Source organism: Salinisphaera orenii subsp. halophila YIM 95161, from assembly GCF_003732545.1.
Classification (GTDB): domain Bacteria; phylum Pseudomonadota; class Gammaproteobacteria; order Nevskiales; family Salinisphaeraceae; genus Salinisphaera; species Salinisphaera orenii_A.
In genome coordinates this window covers 1-18,867 of sequence record NZ_AYKF01000070.1, presented here as the reverse complement: position 1 = coordinate 18,867, position 18,867 = coordinate 1, and the positions used below count along the sequence as shown (strand labels likewise).

Genomic DNA, 18,867 nt, shown 5'->3' with positions numbered 1-18,867 from the left:
ATATTTCCCGACAGGCGACATGCACATGGACGATCGCCAACCTATCGTCCACCATCGACTGGGCTGTGCAGACGTATTTGACAGGGTCGAAAGTAGTTCTTAGTTTCGCACAGCAGACCAAGGGCATCGCCGTCGAAAGACGGCCGCGCAAAACCACGGGTCTAACACGCTGTAACCCAGCGTCATGACGGCCGGGTTGCCTCATCCGCATTTCGGTGCCCGCTGTCCGCCTTTCCGACCGGCGAAGACAGCGGCGTACTGCACATCACTCTTTCTGCAACAAACGGACGGACAGCCCATGCGTGGAGCAATGTTTCGGTGGTGGCTTATCGGCGGCCTTGTGGCCGCCGGTTCGGCGCTCGCCCCGGCTTCGGCCGCCCCCTCTTATTCCGCCGCCGGAACCGGCGGATCGAACGCCTCATCGGCGAGCTCCGACGGTTATGCGGCCAGTTCGGACGGCTATTCCTCCGGCTCCGACGGTGCCTCACCGGACGCCGGGACCCCCGAAATCACCGGTTATGGCACCTCCGGCGAGTACGGTACCAACGCCGGGGATGACGGCGATACAGGCGATCAGGACGACTCGGATCAGGGCGATTCCGATCAGGATACGGACGGGAGCGACGGCGAAAACAGCGACCCGGACGATGACAACGAACAGACCCCGCCAACGAGCGACACCGACCCCGGCGACGTCGGCGACACGGTGGTCTCCGTACGGGCCATCCGCAGCGGCCAGTCGAACGGCGGCGCCGCACCGCTGACCTTCGGGCAGGTCTTCGCCCGGGGCGCCGTGCCCGAGAACGACTCGATCCACGCCCGGGTGGACGATCGTCTGCTGCCGACACAGGTCGACGCCAAGGCGCGCTGGGACGACGGTTCGCTGCGTCACGCCGTAATCTCCACTCGAGTGGCGCCGTCGGGCAATGACACGCGCATTGATCTGGCGCGGGTCGAGGGCGACGAGGACGGCGCCGGCTCGCCGCTGCGCATCGACGCCCTGCTCGCGAGCGATTTCAACGCCCGGATCGAGATCAAGGCCCGCGGCACGCGCTACACCGTCGACGCGCGCGATCTGCTCAACGATATCACTGCATCGTCGGGCGGCTGCTCGGACTGGGGCCGGCAGTGCAAGCAATGGCTGTCCGGGCCGCAGGTTTCGGAATGGATCGTCGGCGGTCCGCTGGAAGGCGCCGGCGGCGAGTCGTCCAGGCTCGCGGCCTATTTCCACATCCGCGCCTACGCCGACGACAACGGCGAGATCGAGCGGGCCCGTGTCGATACCGTGGTCGAGAACAACTGGGCCTATCCGGACGAGACACGCAACGCCCAGTACAACGTCACCCTCGAAGTCGGCGACGAGGAGTATCGCAACAACGGCCTCAAGCACTACCGGCAAGCACGCTGGCATCGGGTGCTGTGGTGGAACGACGATCCGGGCCTGTACGCCCGCATCGACACCGACTACCTGCAATCCACGGGCGCGATCTCGCAGTACGCCGATGTCGAGCCGACCAGCGGACTGCTCAACTCCGTGCGCCAGTCGGTGGCGCCGATGAACAACGGTGACCAGACCGATTACATGCCCACCACCGGGGCACAGGCGGCGATCGGCCCGCTCCCTCGCTGGACCTCGGCCTATGCCGTCTCCGGCGACCGACGTGCGTTCCGCTGGATGCTGGCCAACGACGATGCCATAGGCAGCTACGGCGTCCACTACCGCGACCGCGAAACGGGACGCCCGCTGGAGATCACGCGTCACCCCTACGTCACGATCGCCAATCGTAGCTACGCGCAGCGCGCCGGCTCCGATTATCAACGCGATCTGCTGCCCGGCTGCCAGGGCGATTGCAACAATCCCTATGAATTCGACATCTCGCACCATCCGTCGACGGGCTATGTGCCCTATCTCGTCACGGGCGATTTCTATTATCTCGAGGAAATGCAGTTCATCGCCTCCTACGTGCAGCTCTGGGCGAATCCGGAATACCGGGACTACAAGAAGGGCACCCTGCGCGGTGCTCAGAGTCAGGTCCGCGGGCAGGCCTGGTCGCTGCGCAGTTTCTCGGACGCGGCGTTCGCGACCCCGGACGACGATCCGATGAAGTCCTACTTCACCCAAATCGTCGACCACGTCCTGGACGACTACAACGACACGTTCGTGGACAGCGACCGCAGCCCCCTGCACGTGATCAACAACTATGGCGCCGTAATCTATCCGAGCGATGGTCGGGAGCGTGTCGGTATCGCCCCCTGGCAGGCGGATTTCTTCACCTGGGCGGCCGGGCACGCCGCCGAACAGCGCATGCCCGGGGCCGACAAACTGGTCGGCTGGCTCGCCGATTTCCAGATCGAACGCATGACGGGTTGGCAGGACGACCCGACCGAGGGATATTGCTGGCTCGAGGCTTCCACCTACTCGTTGCAGATCCGTCCAAATCGCGGCGCGGACGACTACGACAGCCTCGAGGAAGCCTACGCCGCCAACTTTCCCGAGCTGGTCGGCACGCGCTGCAACAGTGCCCGAATGCGTCTGCGCATGGGCAACATGGAAGGTACGAGTTACCAGACGGGCGAGATGGTCGGTTATGCCAACTCCACGACCGGCTTCCCCGCCAACATGCAGCCCGGTCTGGCCATGGCCGTCGACAGCGACCACCCCGACGCCGCTGCCGCGTGGCGGATCTTCGAGGACCGCGAGGTCAAGCCGAACTACGACAACCAGCCGAACTTCGCGGTCGTACCCCGCTCACGCTGAGTTGATAAGGACAAGGCCCTCTGCGAGTGCGCGGAGGGCCTCCTACGTACCGGTGATTGACTGCCGATGACGGCGGCCTGCCGGCCACATCCGGCTGCCATGGATGAGCGCCCGGTGCGGAAGCATCACCGTATCTCCCGTCAACCATCGCGACTGTCGATTGCCGTATCGGCCGCGGCGCGGCCCCCTCTTCAAGCACCCGGGCACCCGGTCTCGACGTATCGTGAAGCGTTTCGCGAATTCGAACGCCTCATGCCATCGCAACGCGAGCCATCGAGGCCGCGCGCCGCAGTAAACGCCATCGATGCACTCGGCAGTTCCCCACGGGGCATGTGTCGCCCGCCCTAGCGTTCCGACTGCCGCCGTTTCAGCTTCGAAACCGCGCCCACACCGCCGCCGGCTGTCCGGCGCAGGCCACCAAGCCGCAGCGGGTGCCGGCCTGCCCAGACCCACACGACATGCCGTAAGGCTACTCCCCGCCGAGGACGACTCGCCGGCCCGGGATCCAGAAGCCGCGATTCCGACCGACCGCTTCGGACCGCGCACTGCCAAGCAGTCGGCGGGCGGAAATCATCGAGAGATCCGGCCGCTATCATCTACTAAGCGGGACGGTCGTTGCAGACGCCCCGCGCGAATGGTTCAAGGCACCGGATTGCAGGAGTGGGCCGTGTCGGCCGCGGGTCACCCGTAGCAAGGATCTCGCAGGCGCCGTCGCCGTACGAGGGGCGCGTTTCGACGCGTTCGCAGGGTCGTGGCGGCGTGGCCGCTGTCCAACACGCAACGGTCTGCGCCGTCCAGCGCGTCGGAAGCCCGAACGAAAAACGGCACCGTCCGGAATCCCGAACGGTGCCGTGAAGAGCCGTGGCAGCAGAGTCCGGCTTGTACGCCGTACCCGCCTAGAACGCCACGTTGCTGTCGGCGCTCAGACCGAGCGACTGCGGCGCAGGCCGATGCCCGTCAGCAGCAGGGCGAGACCGAAGCCCAGAAGGCCGATTTCACCCGGCTCCGGCACGGCCACCGGCGGCGTGCCGCTGTTGACGATATCGGCGTTGTTCACCGTGCCCTCGAAGGCGCCGGTGTCCATGTCGAAGCTCGTCGTGCCAAGCGCGATGTTGGTGGACGAGAAGATGAAAGACGTATCCGGATCGATGCCGAAGTACGCCAGCAGTTCCTCATGCTTGGTGTCGAGACCGAAACCCGTGACGTTGACCGAACCCGGGGGCGTGCTCGGATCGACGTTCTGCGGCGCGGCCGTCGGCCGACCGGTGAATTCGCCGGTGAGCAGGATACCGTCGGCGATTACCGTGTTCGAGGAATCCAGCGCGTCGCCCGTAAGCACGAATGTGCCGCCGGCGCCGAACTGGTAGTCGCTCGTCTCGTCGCCCTCGATAATGTTGTTGCCGGTGGTGAAGTTCAGCATACAGCCGCCGCATGTCAGCGAACTCTCGGCCGGCGCGGTGCCGCCGCTGAAGCTGATACTGGTGAAAACGATGTCCGAGCCGGTGAGCACACCGCCGTCACCGTCGTAGCTTACGGTGCCGCCGTTGGCGCCGGCATTGTCGAAGTTGATCGTCGGAGCAGCCAGGGCCGTACCCCCGGCAGTCGCCAGCGCGACGAGCGCGCTTCCAAGCAGAATATTTTTGACTTTCATGGCTTTCACCCGGTTATCAAGGCATAGAAACAGTCAGGTCCTTCTTCCGTTGTGTGTGTGAGATGCGACCTGCACATCTCGGTTCACGCCTGCATCACAGCAACTTGTGTGCCATGAGCGAAGTCCCATGATTTCATAATGTATTTTCAAAAGGCTTGGGCCTAAACGCCACGCCAGTGCATTCTTTTCCGACACTTTCCCGGCCCAGGGCCTCGCCGCGACCGCCCCGCGAGCCGGCGGACGCGAAACCGAGCATTCCGCACTTTCGGAAACATCTTGAGCCGCAAGGGGTTGCCGCAACTCGGACATCGCGGCCGCGCCTCCCGGCGAATCTCTATTTGGTGTCGGTTTCTCTTACACCCGATCGCGTGCCGCGGCGATACGCGTCACGGCATGGCCCACGGGCCGCAGCACGGCGTCGATCTGTCGATGGCAACTGCAGAACGCGCCGGAACGGCGGCATCGCCGGAGGCAAGCGCCGCCGCCTTGGCGCGCCATACGGTGACTGCGCCCGCCCCCCAGAGCACCGAAACCGGAGCGGATCGCGGCCGGCGGGCCGGGCGATCAGAGAAGAATCACGACCAGGCAGGTCTTGACGCCCATCCGCACGACCGCGCAGTAGCGCAGATTGCTCGATCGGCCACCGCTCAGGTCCTGCACGTCGACGAGTTCGCCACCCCCGTCATCGACGACTTCGGTCATGCGCGAGCGCGCGATCCAGTGCATCTCGTAGGCGGGGATTCCGCGCAGACGTTTCCACCAGCGGCGGAATACGCGGCGGCGCAGGTTGTAGGCCCGCCAGCGCAGACTACCCGGCTCGATCCGCGGGCCGTTCGGCATCTGGAACACGGCCACGCCGTCCGGCCGGAGTACCCGGAAGAATTCGCGCACATAGTTCGCCGCCGCCTCCGGCGGAACATGTTGCAGAGTGATGCTGCTGTAGACGAAGTCGAAACTGTCGTCCGCGAACAGGGATAAATCCGCCCGCGCGTTGGCCACGAACCGAACGCGCTCGCCCCGATCGTTCCACCGGCGCGCGCAGTCGACCATGGATTCGGCGATGTCCACGCCGACGACTTCGTCGAAACGGTCGGCCAGCGCGAACGTGAGCCGCCCGACGCCGCAGCCGAAATCCAGAGCCCGCGCCGTCCCCGGGCGCAGCGACAGGCCGTCGACGTAGTCGATAACGTCGTCGACTTCCCGGCGACCGCGATCGAAGAAGACCTCGGGGTCCCACTGATTGCCGCGACGCCGCTTGGAGGTGAGCACCGCATAGAACGGATCCTCGCGCCCCCAGGTCTCGTAGGTGGCCTTCACGGGGGCCAGCGTGGCGTCTCGGCGTCGGTCGGTCTCGGGCATCGTCTCATCCACTCGAAGGCTGGAAGCACCGGGCACGTCGTGCCGGGCGACCGCTGCACGGCCATCGCCGGTACACGCGGCGCGGCAGGCGCTGAACAGAGAAAGTGGCGGGGCATCCGTCGGAGGCGACGAGCGCCGAATGCAGTCGTTACCCGGAATTCCGGTCGCCGGCGGCATAAGCAAGGCCGCGGCGCAAACAGGACCGGATGACGAGACGCTGACAGGGGACCGGCCGCCGCCACGCATCGCCCGCGCGCCGTGGCTTTAGGCACGGGCGCCGGCGGAGTGATCGGGTGCTATGGCGGAGTCAGCATGCCTCAAGGGTACGCAACCGGCCCGGGATTGCACAGCCGGGCCCGAACGCCTGCGCGTGGTCGTCAGTGCCGGCTCGCACCGAACTCCAGCAGCGAGACGAACAACGAGATCACGATCAGGCTGAATAGAAAGGCGAATCCGCTCTGATACAGGACCAGCGCCCAGCCGATCCCGTCGGCCGGCGTGAACGCGGGCGTCAACGAAAACTGGATCGACAGCGACTGGATCAGCGCATCGCCCGGCGCCAGCCCGGTCGCCGCCTCGCCGAAGCGGCCGGCCTTGGTATGCACGAACGCCATCAGAAACGCCGCCGCGGCGTAGTTCTCCAGCGCCAGCACGATCGTCCGGCCGGTTGCGGCGACCTGCCGGCCCGCGGTGATCTTGCAGCGGCCGAACAGGATCACGCCCAGCTCCTTGTCCAGAATGCCGAAGACCCGCAGCAGCGCCGGCCAGATCAGCCACGCCGGCAGACTCGCCTGCGCCAGCCACAGGCCGACGCCGAGTACCAGCCAGGCCACGATGTAGAGCTCGGAAAGCGCGTACCGCGCGGCCCGCAGACCCGCGGTGTCGCGGCCGCGGCGCTGGTTCGCGCTCTCGCCGGCCTCCAGCAGCGCGTCCACCCAGCGATAGGGCGACAGCCAGAAGCAGAGCACGATGAAACGCTCGACGAGCGCGACGCTGCTCACGGCCCAGTGCCCAGCGACAACCGGTCGCCGGGGGCGAAAGCCGCCAGCCCCGCCGGGGCCTGGGCGCGCGTGCCGTAACCGGTGATCCGGACCACCGTGTCGGGATAGGCCGCGATGTAGGCGGCCACCGCGCCGAAGCCGGCGTGCTCGGCGTTGCCCGTGGCACGGGCATCGAGAATCACCGTGGGCGCCTCGAACAGGCGCGCGTAGTAGGCCGTCGAGAAGGCCGAATCCCCGCCGTAGGCGAGCAGCGGCCGGTCCCCGTCCCACAGCATGAAGCCGCAGCTCGGCTCGCTGTGGCGCGCCCGCAGCAGGGTGATCGTCAGCCCCTCCGCGAGCGTCACCGGGCCGTCGGCCGCGACCAGTTCGCAGAAATCCGCCAGCGGCCGGCCGGTGCTGCGCAGTTCGTGCAGCCGATGCCGCTGCAGCCGCTCGACCACCGCCGGCGCGCCGATCACGCGCGGCCGGCGGCCGGCCGCCGCGGCCAGCGGCAGCACCACCGGCAGCTCCGCGGCGTGGTCACTGTGATTGTGGGTGACCAGGATCGTGTCCGGCACCGTGCCCAACCAGTGCCGGCACGCCCGCACCACGCCGAAGCCGACATCCACGAGCAGCACCGGGCGCCCGTCGAACAGCAGCGCGACGGCGCTGCTGGGCTCGCCCTCCCAGACCGCGGTCGCCCCGCGCCCGGTTCCCAGACAGCACACGGACAGTTCCATCGTCCCCCCGAGGATTGCGCGGGCCACCCCGCCCGCCGATCAGGATGATAGAAGGTTTGCCGGGACGGCGCCGGGCGCGCTCGAGCCGGCGGGCCGTCCCGACCGCCCGGATCCCGGGCTCATCCCGCCAGCGCATCCAGGATCGCCTCCGGCACGGCCCGCCGGCCCGCGGCCGTCACCCTGTAGAACGGGATTTCGGGGGCCGGCGGCGCCAGCGCGCGATGCACGGTCCCGGGCATCGCCAGATGCGCCAGCCCCGCTGAGAGAAAGGTCACGCCCTCACCCGCGGCCACTCGCGCGACGGCGTTCTGGCGCGGCGAGACCTCGGCCACGACCCGGGGCGAAAACCCCGCCCTGTCGCAGGCTGCGATCAACAGATCGTGGAAATGCGGATTCAGGTCGCGCGGAAACAGGATCCAGTCGGCCTCGGCGAGGGCACTCAGCGCCAGGGGCTCGATCGCCGCCAGCGGGTGGTCGTCGGGCAGCAGCACCCGGACGGGCTCCGTATCCAGTGCCAGCGCATGCAGCGCCGGGTCGGGCGGGGCGAACAGAACGAACACCACATCCAGATGCGCAGCCGGCCGGCCCGACCCGCACCGGCCGCTCGCGTCACCGCAATCGCGTCGCCGAAGCGCGTCAGCAGATCCGTGGCCTTCGGATACAGCACCCGCGCAGCGGGGGTCGGCCGGACCCCGCGCGATCCGCGCTCGAACAGGCCGACGCCCAACTGGCGCTCGAGTACCGCAATCCGCTTGGACAAGGCGGGCTGGGCCAGATGCAGCGTTCCGGCCGCACGGCCGAAGTGGCCCGCCTCGAAGACGGCGACGAATGCCCGCAGATGCGCAAGATCGAATCCGAACGATTCCATGAAGGCATCGTAGCGCGATTATTCGATATTGGATCAGACACGGGTCCGCGGCCAGTATCGCGTTCGTCCCCTGTTCAACCGAGCATCCCATGACGAATCGACATCCCGACAACGACCCCGCCACAGGCGTGACCGAGGCCACACGCCGCGCCCGCGGCACCGCCGCACTCGCGGCCATAACCGGCGCCTCCGGCGCCGCCGTCATCGACTCGCTGGCCGACATCGCGCCCGAGCTCGGCGAGTGGATCCTGGATTTCGCCTACGGCGACGTCTTCGCCCGGCCCGGGCTGGACCACGCCACGCGCGAGCTCGCCACGATCGCCGCCCTCACCGCCAGCGGCCACGCCGCGCCCCAGCTCGAGGTCCACATCGGCGGGGCGCTCAACGTCGGCTGCACGCCCCAGGCGATCATCGACATCATTCTCCAGATGGCCGTCTACGCGGGCTTTCCCGCGGCGCTGAACGGCGTCGCTGCCGCGCGCAAGGTCTTTGCGGAACGCGACCTGCTGCCGCTGACCGGCGTCGATCGCAGCTGACACGAGCGCCCCGGCGGGCGCCGGCCCCGGGGCGGGGCCCGCCGAAGCGGGGCCGACACGCCGAACGCCTCACCGCGAGGCCGGCGCCGGACGGCACTTCATGTGAACAACGCGTCCGAGACCGCGAATCGTGCCCTGCAATACGCGCCAGACCGCCGGACGGCCACGGTCGTCGCGTCGCCGGCGGCCCGTCGTTGCAGGACGGGCACGGTTTTGACCCGGGCCCGAGGCTGGCGTAGCTTACCTCCCGCTCCAATCCAACTCGCTCGAGCGATACGGGGAACCCGGTGAGATTCCGGGACTGACGCGCAGCGGTATGGGGGCACGACGATCGCATCACGGCACTGTCCGCACCGGATGGGAAGCCGCGATCGAAGGCCAGGCCGGTCACGCACCGGCGTACCCCCGAGTCCGAATACCCGGTTGGAGTCAGGCGCAACGGCGCCTGTCACCGAGCCTTCGCGTTCAAGGTCATCGGACTCGACAGCCAACCTGCCCAACGGGGCGACCCTGTCGTGCCGGTCTCGTTTACGACGTGAGGCTCCATCACGAATTTTTTGTGCATGGAGACCCGATGTTTCATCGACCCGAACGCGCGCTGTCCCGCGCGCTGCTGCTGTCCGCCTGCGGACCCGTCCTCGCTGCAGGCGTCGACACCCCCTCACCCGACGCCCTCGGCGGCATCGAGGTCGAGGGTTCCGCCATCGAGGAGACGCTGCCCGCCGAGCTCGCGGCCTACGGCGCCGAGCGCGAGGTCATCAAAGGCCGGACCCTCGAGGACACCGGCATGAGCGACGTGGCGCAGGCGCTGGAGCGCCTGGCCCCCGGGCTTTTCGTGGCGCCGCGCGCCGGCCGGGGCAGCTACGTCGACGCCTCGCTCGACGGTTCGCGCACCCAGGACGTGCTCTGGCTGGTCGACGGCGTGCGTATCAACAACCGCCTGTATGGCTCGACCACGCCGCTGGACTCGATCACCACCCAGATGATCGACCACATCGAGGTGCTGCGGGGCGGTCAGGGGCTGTTCTACGGCACGCAGGCCGTGGCGGGCGTCGTCAACATCGTCCTGCGCAAGCCGAAGGCCGAACGCGGCGGCGAGCTGCGCCTGGGCACCGGCACGCTGGGCGACCGCCGCGCGGCGGGTCACGTCACCGGCCCGGGCCCGCTGGGCGAGTGGCTGGTCTTCGGCGCCTATGACGAATCCGACGGCTACGAGCCGTTCGAGCGGGACGCCTATCAGGCCAATGCGCGGCGCCAGGACCGCGGCTTCAAGCGCCAGAGCATCGGCGCCAAGTACAGCGCCTCGCCCATGGCCGACAGTTCGCTGCGCGTACTCGCGCTCTACAACGACGCCGCGGCGGACAACGCCAAGCCGGTGAACAACCACCACTCGCTCAACGACCGCGACGAGGTCATCGCCTCGATCAAGTGGGATCAGCGCCTCTCGGACCGCTTCAGCTACTACGCCAAGGGCTACTGGCATTCGTGGTGGACCGACTACACCCAGATCGGCCTCGACGACGACGGCTCGCGGAACGTCATCAACGACCGCGAGGAGTGGGGCTACGACGACTACGGCGCCAACCTGGCCGGACGCTACATCGCACCGGGCGGCAGCGAGCTTCTGCTGGGCTACGACCTCCAGTCATACGCCGGCCGGGACTATGTCCTCCGAATCGACGAGCAAGAGGAGACCGTGCACGCCGGCTTCGCCCAGTTCCGGCCGGTCCTGGCCTTCTCGCCCGAGACCCGGATCGCGCTCGGCGCCCGCTACAACCATTCGGATTTCGGCGGCGAACACACGATCTGGAACGCCAGCCTCGACCAGCCGCTGGCCGAAGGCCTGCGCCTCAAGGCCTCCGCCGGCACCAACTTCATCCTGCCGAGTGCCTACCAGCTGTTCGTGATCGACCCGGCCTTCCCCGCCGGCAACCCGGATCTCGGGCCCGAGGAGAGCCGCAACGTGCGCGCGGCACTCGTCGGCGACCCGCGGCCGGGCGTGCACTGGAAGCTCGGCGGCTTCCACCGCGAGATCGACCATCTCATCACCGTCGAGGAGGGCACCTTCCGCAACGCCGACGAAGGCGTGCGCGTACGCGGCGCCCAGGGCGCACTCGAGCTCGGCGGCACGACCGGCTGGCAGTTCGACATCAGCGCCACGTATGCGGATTCGCAGACCCTCGACGGTGACGGCCAGATTCCCGGCATCCCCGAATGGGTGGCCAAGTCGAGCCTGGCCTGGGACAGCGACCGGCGAATGCGCGGCGCCCGCCTGAGCGTGCGCCACGTCGGCGAGAACACCGAACAGCTCGCCGATTACGGCGACCGCTCGTTCGGCGACTACACCCTCTTCGATGCCAGCACCTACCAGCGATTCGGCGATGACGGCGCGCACCGCGTGACGCTGCGCCTCGAGAATCTGACCGACCGGCGCTACGCGACCCGCGTCGCGCAGGACACGCGTCCCGACGGCGACACGTTCCGCTACGACTGGCTCGGCGTGCCGCGAAACGCCCAGCTGATCTACAGCTACACCTTCTGATGGCGCCCCAGGCACGCCGGTGGCAGCCGGTGCTGATCGTCCTGCATCGCTGGCTGGGCATCGGCCTCAGTCTGATGATGCTGGCCTGGTTCGCCTCCGGCGTGGTGATGGTCTTCCACGGCTATCCGCACTACGGCGACGGCCCGCGTCGCGCCGCGCTGGCCGACCTGCGGATCGAGACACTCCGGGCCGCGCCCGCGAGCGCGGCGCGAACACTGGATCTGCCCGGGCCGCCGAGCGCCATTCGCGTCACCCGGACCGGCGACCGCCCGCGCCTGCATCTGCGCACCGAGGGCGGCCCGTGGCGCAGCGTCTACGCCGACACCGGCGCGCCCGTGCCCGCGCTCGAGCGGGCCTCCGCCCGACAGCGCGCCCGGCGGCTCACCGGCGCGGCGGCGACCGAGGCCACGCGGCTGACGCGGCCGGACCAGTGGACCTTCGCCGGCCGGCTGTCGCCGTTCCGACCGCTCTGGCGCGTCGCGCTCGCGGATGAGGCCGGCAGCGTGGTCTATCTGTCCGAGCGCACCGGCGAACTCGTGCACCGGGCCGACCGCGCGGCGCGGCTGTGGGGCTACGCCGGGCCGGTCGTTCACTGGCTCTACCCGACCCGGCTGCGTCATCTCGACGGCCTCTGGCGGCAGCTCGTCATGGGGCTGGCCGGCGTCGGCGCGGTGCTGTGCCTGACCGGCCTGGCCCTCGGCGCGCTGCAGTGGCGGCGCCTGCATCGTCGTCGTCCGCGGGGCTGGCGCGGCTGGCACCACGCCCTCGGCCTGGTCTTCGGGCTGTTCGCCTTCACCTGGGTGTTCAGCGGCCTGCTGTCGCTCGACCCGTTTCACTGGGCCTCGAAGCCGTTGTTCGACGACGGCGCACGCAGCTGGATCGCCGGCGGCGAGCGCCCGCAACCGCCGACGCGGCCGATCGCGGCCCTGGCGGCGGCGCACGAGCGGCCGGCCCGTCTGCGCGAGATCGCCTGGCAACCCATCGCCGGCGAGAGCGGCTACCGGCTGTCCGCGGCCGACGGCGCCACGGCCTGGGTGGCCGAGGACGGCACCGGGCTGAGCGAGCGCCTGGGCGAACCCCGGGTCCGGGCGCTGCTCGCCCGGCGCGGCGGCCATGCCCTGACCGAACTGGACCGGCTGACCGCCTACGACGCCTATCACTATCCACGGCGTCGTGATCGACTCGCCGACCGCGACCCGCCGCTGCCGGTCTATCGGGCGGACTATGCGGACGGCGTACGGGTCTATTTCGACCCCGCTCGGGCCGAAGTCGTGCACGCCCTCGACGGCCGCCGGCGACTGGAGCGCTGGCTGTATCAGGGGCTGCACAGCCTCGCGCTGCCGCCCCTGGCGCCCGGCAGCACGCGCTGGTACGTGATCGTGCTGGCCGCGCTGGCCGGCGGCGGCGCACTCAGCGCCAGCGGCGTATGGCTGACCGTGGCCTGGCTGCGACGACGACGTCGACGCCGCGGCTGACGCCTGTATGCCGATACGCCGGGTGCCGAAGGACGGGAGCCGCGCGCTCCAGCGCGACGCCGGGCAGCCCGGCCGCGACGAGGGCGCCGTCCGGCGCGCGGTCGCGGCTCTTGAATGGACAGCATCCAGGCCACCATGTCTCTGGTTATGTATCGACACCAAGGAACGCCACGATGAGCGACTTCAAGAACACCGGCCCCGCGCTCGACCGCATGGGCTTCGGCGGCGCGCCGCTGGGTGACATGTTCGCCCACAGCGACGACGACCACGCCCGCGAGACACTGGCCGCCGCCTGGGATAGCGGCATCCGCTATTTCGACACCGCGCCGCACTACGGCGCCGGCCTGTCGGAGCAGCGCTTCGGCTCGTTCCTGGCGCGCAAGCCGCGCTCGGAGTACATCCTTTCGACCAAGGTCGGGCGCGTGCTCGAACCGGCACGCGAACCCGAGGCCACCGGTCCGTTCGTGGGCGGGCTCTACTTCAAGCGCCGCATGGACTATTCCTACGAGGGCGCGAAGCAGAGCGTGCACGACAGCCTGCAGCGCATGGGCGTGGGCCATCTGGACATCGTCTACATCCATGATCTGTCGCCGGACGCGCTGGGCGACGAATGGACCGAGCATTTCGACACCGCCATGTCCGGCGCGGCGGTCGCGCTCACCGAGATGCGCGAGGAAGGCCTCATCCGCGGCTGGGGGCTGGGCGTGAACACGGTCGAGCCCTGCCTGCGTGCGCTGGACGAGGCCGATCCGGACGTCTTCCTGCTCGCGACGCAGTACCACCTGCTCAACACCGCGGGCGCCGACGAGCTGTTTCCGCGCTGTCTCGAGCGCAACGTCGGCGTCGTCGTGGGCGCCCCGTTCGGCTCCGGCCTGCTGGCCGGCGGCGACCACTACATGTACGAAAAGGCCGACGACGAGATCACCCGCACGCGCGATCGCATGGCCGCCATCTGCGAGCGCCACGGGGTCGATCTCAAGGCGGCCGCGATGCAGTTCTCCGCCGCCCATCCGGCCGTGAGCTCGATCATCCCCGGCGCCAGCAAGCCCGAACGCATCCCGCAGAACCGGGCCCTGTTCGACGCCGAGATCCCGGCCGAGCTCTGGGCCGAGTTCAAGCGCGAGGGCCTGCTGTCCGAGTCCGCGCACACGCCGGCGTAGTCGCCCGCGAGCCCGGGCCCGGCCGAGGCGGCCGGGCCCGTTCCCCCGCGGCCGTGCTCGCGACCGCCCGGAGCCTCTATGATCACGGGTTCGCCGAGGACGACCCGTGTTCACCGGAGCCCACGTGACCGAAAACCCCGCCCCGAAGCTGTCCGATCCCACGACCTCGGTCGAGCACGTCCGCGCCGCGCTGGAGCGCCACGCCTACATCGGCTCCAGCCGTATCGCGACCGTGGTCCATCTCGCGATGCGGCTGCAAAAACCCGTCCTGGTGGAGGGCCCGCCTGGGGTCGGCAAGACCGAGCTGGCCCGGACCACCGCGGCCATGCTCGACCTGCCGCTGATCCGCCTGCAGTGCCACGAGGGCCTGGACGAGGCCAAGGCGCTGTACGAGTGGAAGTACGGCAAGCAGCTGCTATACATCCAGATGCTCCGGGAACAGCTCGACGACGTCCTCGACGGCGCCCGCGGCCTTGCCGAGTCGGTTGAGCGTCTGCACCGCCACGACGACATCTTCTTCTCGGAGGCGTTCGTCGAACCGCGGCCGCTGCTGCAGGCGCTGCGCGAGCCCGACGGCAGCGTGCTGCTGATCGACGAGATCGACAAGGCCGACGAGGCGTTCGAATCGCTTCTGCTGGAGCTGCTCGCCGACTATCAGGTCACCCTCCCCGAGATCGGCACCATCGCCGCCGCCGGCCCGCCGCCGCTGGTGTTTCTGACCTCCAACAACACGCGCGAGGTCTCGGACGCGCTCAAGCGACGCTGCCTGCATCTCTACATTCCCTTCCCCGACGCCGCGCTGGAGGCGCAGATCATCCGCGCTCGGGTGCCGGAGATCCCCGCCGCCCTGCGCGGCGAGCTGGTCGCCTTCGTCCAGGCCCTGCGCGAGATGGACCTGCGCAAGCTGCCCGCGATCAGCGAGACCATCGACTGGGCGCGCACGCTGTTGCTGTTGCACGTCGACGCGCTCGACGCCGACTGGGTCCGGGAGACGCTCAACGTCATCCTCAAGTTCCAGGACGACATCGAACGCGTCGAGCCGCAGCTGCCGGCCCTGCTGCGGCGAGCGGCCGGCGGCCGCTGACGCCCGGTGGAGGGCACGCTCATCCGCTTCGTGCGCGCCCTGCGCATGGCGGAGGTCCGGGTATCCACCGCCGAGACGCTCGAGGCCTTCCGTGCCACCGAACTCGTGGGCTGGCGCGACCGGCAGCGTTTCAAGGACGCCCTCGGCGCGGTGCTCGCCAAGAGCCGGGCGGAGCGCGACGCCTTCGACGACTGCTTCGACCGCTTCTTCAGGGTCGAGGACTTCAGCACCGATGACCGTGCCAGGTCCAACGACGATGCAGACCGGCAGCCCGACGCCATCCCGGCGCCGGACGACGGCGATGGCCGTGAAGCCGGGCGCGGCGACAGCGCGGGCAACGGCGCAGGCGGGGGTGGCGGCTCCGGCGGCGCCGAAGCGGATCGCGAGCGTAGTGCCGGCGGCGAGGGCACCATCGATCCGGCCGCGGCACGCGCCCCGAACACGACGATGGCCCCGCCGGTCTCGCCGCTCGGTCGCCTGCTCATGGCCGACGACCGCCCGGCCCTGGCGCTGGCGATCACGCGCGCGGCACGCGCCCAGCGGCTCGAGGACATTCGCGTGTTCACCCAACAGGGGCTGTACACGCGCCGGATCCTGGAGCACATGGGCCGGACCGATCTCCTGGACGAGATCGCCGCCCGCGAAGCCGCGATCGCCGCGCCCGAGCGCCGCCTGGGCGCGGCACTGCGGACCCGCTACGATCGCCTGCGCCGCCAGGTCCGCGACCACGTCGAGGACCGATTCAACCTGCATGCCGACGCCGACGGCAGCCAACTGCGCGAACGGATGCTGCGCCGCACCCGCATCGACAGCGTGCCCCGCCGCGACGAGGCGCACATGCGGCGGATCATCGCGCGGATGGCGCGCCGGCTCGTCGCCGCACACTCGCGCCGGCGCCGCGTCACCCGCCGCGGTCGGCTGGACGTGCCCCGCACTCTGCGCCGCAACATGCGCCACGACGGCACCCTGATCGAGCTCGCCTGGCAATCCCGCCGCATCGACCGCCCGCGGCTGTTCGTCGTCTGCGACGTCTCCGGCTCGGTGGCGCGCCACGCGCGCTTCATGCTCACGCTGCTGCACGGCCTCGGCGCGGTCCTGCCGCGAGTGCGCGCCTTCGTCTTCTGCGCCCGGCTCGGCGAAGTCACCGACGTGTTCCGCCAGCACGACCCGGATACGGCGATGCAGCATGCCCTGGCCGAACACGGCCACGGTGCGACGGACTACGGCCGGGCCCTGGCCGACTTCGAAACGCTGGCCCTGGACGATCTCGACCGCCGCTCGACCGTTCTCATCCTCGGCGATGCCCGCAACAACGACGCCGACCCGCGCACCGACCGGCTGCGCCGCATCCGCGCGCGCAGCGGGCGTGTGATCTGGCTCAATCCGGAACCGCGCGCGGCCTGGGACAGCGGCGACTCGGTCATCGGCCGCTATCGCGCGCATTGCCACCAGGTCAGCGAATGCGGCTCGCTCGCCCAGCTCGAGCGCATCGTCTCCGATCTGCTCCGGCGGGTCGGCTGAGGCCGTTCGCCGCGATCACGAGGCGCCGGCCGCTACCGCGTCCGCGCGAAGCCGGGGACAGCCCCGTCGCCCCCTCGACCGCCGACGCCTGCACCGGGCTGCGGCTTGTGGCTATTCGCGTCTCCAGGGTCTGTCAACACTTCATGCGAACGCCGCGTTGGAGACCGCCCACCGTGGGCGGCAAGACTGGCAACGCCGCAGCACAGCCATGGTCGATTGCTCATGCAGGGCCCGAGCCGAAGGGCCGCGCTTCGCTGCGCGGTTTCGTCGCAGCCCCGACGCCGGCCGGTCAAAGGCCGAGCTCGCCCGCGGAAACCCGGCGGAGGCGCTTCCCCGGCGCCGAGTGTCGCCCTCGGCTTGCTCATGCAACGGAACCTGTCGGCGCCCACGGATAAGGCCGGGCTGATCATGCTGCGGAACGCGAGACTCGATATCGAGGACAGCAGTATCGAAACGCGGTCGTCCCGCAGGATTCCCCGGTGTCGAAGGCATCCACGATCGGTGCCCAACGGCTTGGGTACGGGATCGCCCGATGACCACACAGGCGAGCGGTCCGACACCGACGGCGAATCCACGGGCCGATGCTTCGGACTAAAGCAGGTCACCGGCCGGCCGATAATGTGCAAAGCGCACGCAATACGCGATCCCCGCGTGCTCTATAACAAGAATCGCGGCACGCGATCGTAGAGGGTGCATGCTCAATGTCCGCACAAGACGATAGCGCGCTGTCGGATATCAGCAGCCTGGTGTCGCTGATCGCGGATTTCTACTGGCGCCAGGATGCCGCTGGGCGCTTCGTATCCGTCGAAGGGCGTGCCGTGGACGAGGCGACAATCGATGCCGCCGCCTGGATCGGGCGCACCGCCGCCGAGGTCGGTATGGAAGCGACCGACGATGACGGCTGGCCCGTCGCGCAGCCCGTGACACGCGACAGCGTCTGCGACCGCATCGTGTCGTGGTCCTCCGGCGCGGCCGACGATGAGCGCCGCTGTCTGAGCATCCATGCGGAGCCTCTGTTCGGTAGCGACGGCGTATTTCACGGCTGGCGCGGCCTCGCTCGCGACGTGACCGCCCAGCGCCGTCAGCAGCGCGAGTTGCGTCAGTTCCAGGCGGCGATCGATGCCTCGCCGGACATGATCTTCGTCATGGATCGCGCCCCCATGCGCTTCGTCTATGTCAATGACATGGCCTGTGAACTCACCGGCTATGCGCGCGACGTGCTGCTCGACGTCCCGCCCAACGAGCTGGTGATGCTCAGCCGAGAGGAACTCGAACGGGAATACGACGAGGTCGTGCGCCGCGGCCATGTGGCCAAGGAGATGCGCAGCCGTTCACGCGACGGCGTCCGGTCGATCGTCGAGGTACGCCGGCGTGCGCTGTTCGCCGACGGGCGCTGGCTGATCGTGAGCATTGTGCAGGACATCAGCGCGCGAAGGCAGGCGCAGCGGGCGCGCAATCGCATGAGCCGGATGTATGCCACGTTGAGTGCGACGAACGAGGCCATTCTACGGGCGACCACGCCCGCCGATCTTTACCAGCGGGTCTGCGAGGCGGCGACATCGGTCGGCGGCATCAAGCTGGCGTGCGTGCTTACGCCGCAGAGCCATTCCGACCGACTCGCGGTGACGGCCAGTGCCAGCGGGCCGACCGTGCGCATCGAACGGGTCACCATCTCGATCGACCCCCGGCGCCCGGAGGGACTGGGTCTGGTCGGACGCTGTTTTCGGGCGGGCGAACCCCAGGTCACCCACGACTACGCGAGAGACCACCGCACCGTGGCCTGGCGAGAGACCGCGAGCGCGCGCGACATCAGATCGGCGGCTGCAGTGCCGTTGATCAAGAACGGGGAGTCGATCGGGATTCTGTTCATCGCCGCAGCGCGCAAACAGAACTTCGATGATGACAGCGTCGCGCTCATGCAGCGCATGGCCGCGAATCTGGTCTTCGCGCTGGAGCACTTCGAACACGACGCCCAACGCAAGCAGGGCGAGAAGGATATCGAATACCTGGCCACCCACGACGCACTCACCCGGCTCCCCAACCGCACGCTGTTCAACCGGTCGCTGGTACGGGCCATCAAGACCGCGCGGCGCCACGAGCGGCGGTTCGCGCTCATGTTCATCGACCTCGATCGCTTCAAGACCATCAACGACTCGCTGGGCCATGAAGCCGGCGATTGTCTGCTCCAGCAGG

Annotated in this window: 13 protein-coding genes, 1 pseudogene and 2 riboswitches; of the genes and pseudogenes, 8 read left to right on the top strand and 6 right to left on the bottom strand. The window is 69.0% G+C overall.

Annotation, left to right across the window (positions count from 1 at the left end):
* Window positions 1-112: 112 nt before the first annotated feature.
* Window positions 113-204: riboswitch (cyclic di-GMP riboswitch) on the top strand.
* A 94-nt stretch (window positions 205-298) separates the two neighbouring features.
* Window positions 299-2,758, top strand: a complete 2,460-nt coding sequence (locus SAHL_RS06525) for a hypothetical protein (protein WP_148045505.1) — start codon at window positions 299-301, stop codon at window positions 2,756-2,758.
* Window positions 2,759-3,680: 922 nt separating this feature from the next.
* Here SAHL_RS06525 and SAHL_RS06520 read toward each other — a convergent pair.
* The 6 genes and pseudogenes from SAHL_RS06520 to SAHL_RS18510 form a co-directional block, all read right to left on the bottom strand.
* Entirely contained in the window at window positions 3,681-4,409 is a 729-nt protein-coding gene (locus tag SAHL_RS06520) for a PEP-CTERM sorting domain-containing protein (RefSeq protein ID WP_123590599.1), read from the bottom strand.
* 564 nt (window positions 4,410-4,973) lie between these two features.
* A complete protein-coding gene (locus tag SAHL_RS06515; RefSeq protein WP_184947434.1) occupies window positions 4,974-5,768 on the bottom strand; it encodes a class I SAM-dependent methyltransferase in 795 nt (264 codons plus the stop codon).
* Between the two features lie 377 nt (window positions 5,769-6,145).
* Complete coding sequence (locus SAHL_RS06510; protein ID WP_123590597.1) at window positions 6,146-6,769, bottom strand: hypothetical protein; 624 nt, start codon at window positions 6,767-6,769, stop codon at window positions 6,146-6,148.
* On the bottom strand, window positions 6,766-7,488 hold the full coding sequence (locus SAHL_RS06505; protein ID WP_123590596.1) for an MBL fold metallo-hydrolase: 723 nt from the start codon (window positions 7,486-7,488) through the stop codon (window positions 6,766-6,768). Before SAHL_RS06505 ends, SAHL_RS06510 begins: the two co-directional genes overlap by 4 nt.
* Window positions 7,489-7,607: 119 nt before the next feature.
* Window positions 7,608-8,048 carry a LysR family substrate-binding domain-containing protein gene (locus SAHL_RS06500; RefSeq protein WP_184947432.1) on the bottom strand — a complete coding sequence of 147 codons (441 nt, stop codon included), beginning with the start codon at window positions 8,046-8,048 and terminating at the stop codon, window positions 7,608-7,610.
* Between the two features lie 119 nt (window positions 8,049-8,167).
* Window positions 8,168-8,356, bottom strand: a pseudogene (locus SAHL_RS18510) (LysR family transcriptional regulator); the annotation flags it as partial.
* An 89-nt stretch (window positions 8,357-8,445) separates the two neighbouring features.
* Between SAHL_RS18510 and SAHL_RS06490 the strand changes: the two are divergent.
* From SAHL_RS06490 to SAHL_RS06460, 7 genes are all read left to right on the top strand, one after another.
* Entirely contained in the window at window positions 8,446-8,892 is a 447-nt protein-coding gene (locus tag SAHL_RS06490) for a carboxymuconolactone decarboxylase family protein (RefSeq protein WP_123590594.1), read from the top strand.
* Between the two features lie 242 nt (window positions 8,893-9,134).
* A riboswitch (cobalamin riboswitch) is annotated at window positions 9,135-9,333 on the top strand.
* Window positions 9,334-9,466: 133 nt separating this feature from the next.
* Entirely contained in the window at window positions 9,467-11,434 is a 1,968-nt protein-coding gene (locus tag SAHL_RS06485; protein ID WP_123590593.1) for a TonB-dependent receptor plug domain-containing protein, read from the top strand.
* Window positions 11,434-12,909 carry a PepSY domain-containing protein gene (locus SAHL_RS06480; RefSeq protein ID WP_123590592.1) on the top strand — a complete coding sequence of 492 codons (1,476 nt, stop codon included), beginning with the start codon at window positions 11,434-11,436 and terminating at the stop codon, window positions 12,907-12,909. The genes SAHL_RS06485 and SAHL_RS06480 overlap by 1 nt, the downstream gene beginning before the upstream one ends.
* 173 nt (window positions 12,910-13,082) lie before the next feature.
* The gene (locus SAHL_RS06475; protein WP_123590591.1) at window positions 13,083-14,069 is read left to right on the top strand and encodes an aldo/keto reductase; all 987 of its coding nucleotides are present in this window, start codon (window positions 13,083-13,085) and stop codon (window positions 14,067-14,069) included.
* 124 nt (window positions 14,070-14,193) lie between these two features.
* Entirely contained in the window at window positions 14,194-15,153 is a 960-nt protein-coding gene (locus tag SAHL_RS06470; RefSeq protein WP_245968417.1) for an AAA family ATPase, read from the top strand.
* Between the two features lie 6 nt (window positions 15,154-15,159).
* Entirely contained in the window at window positions 15,160-16,674 is a 1,515-nt protein-coding gene (locus tag SAHL_RS06465) for a VWA domain-containing protein (RefSeq protein WP_123590590.1), read from the top strand.
* Between the two features lie 701 nt (window positions 16,675-17,375).
* Window positions 17,376-18,867: GAF domain-containing protein (locus SAHL_RS06460; protein WP_123590589.1), on the top strand; the 1,492-nt coding region annotated here is incomplete at its 3' end.

Excerpts from the sequence above, each read along its gene's own strand:
- SAHL_RS06490 (WP_123590594.1), top strand. The coding sequence starts at position 8,446 with ATGACGAATCGACATCCCGACAACGACCCCGCCACAGGCGTGACCGAG.
- SAHL_RS06525 (WP_148045505.1), top strand. The coding sequence starts at position 299 with ATGCGTGGAGCAATGTTTCGGTGGTGGCTTATCGGCGGCCTTGTGGCC.
- SAHL_RS06515 (WP_184947434.1), bottom strand. The coding sequence starts at position 5,768 with ATGCCCGAGACCGACCGACGCCGAGACGCCACGCTGGCCCCCGTGAAG.
- SAHL_RS06485 (WP_123590593.1), top strand. The coding sequence starts at position 9,467 with ATGTTTCATCGACCCGAACGCGCGCTGTCCCGCGCGCTGCTGCTGTCC.
- SAHL_RS06475 (WP_123590591.1), top strand. The coding sequence starts at position 13,083 with ATGAGCGACTTCAAGAACACCGGCCCCGCGCTCGACCGCATGGGCTTC.
- SAHL_RS06505 (WP_123590596.1), bottom strand. The coding sequence starts at position 7,488 with ATGGAACTGTCCGTGTGCTGTCTGGGAACCGGGCGCGGGGCGACCGCG.
- SAHL_RS06480 (WP_123590592.1), top strand. The coding sequence starts at position 11,434 with ATGGCGCCCCAGGCACGCCGGTGGCAGCCGGTGCTGATCGTCCTGCAT.
- SAHL_RS06520 (WP_123590599.1), bottom strand. The coding sequence starts at position 4,409 with ATGAAAGTCAAAAATATTCTGCTTGGAAGCGCGCTCGTCGCGCTGGCG.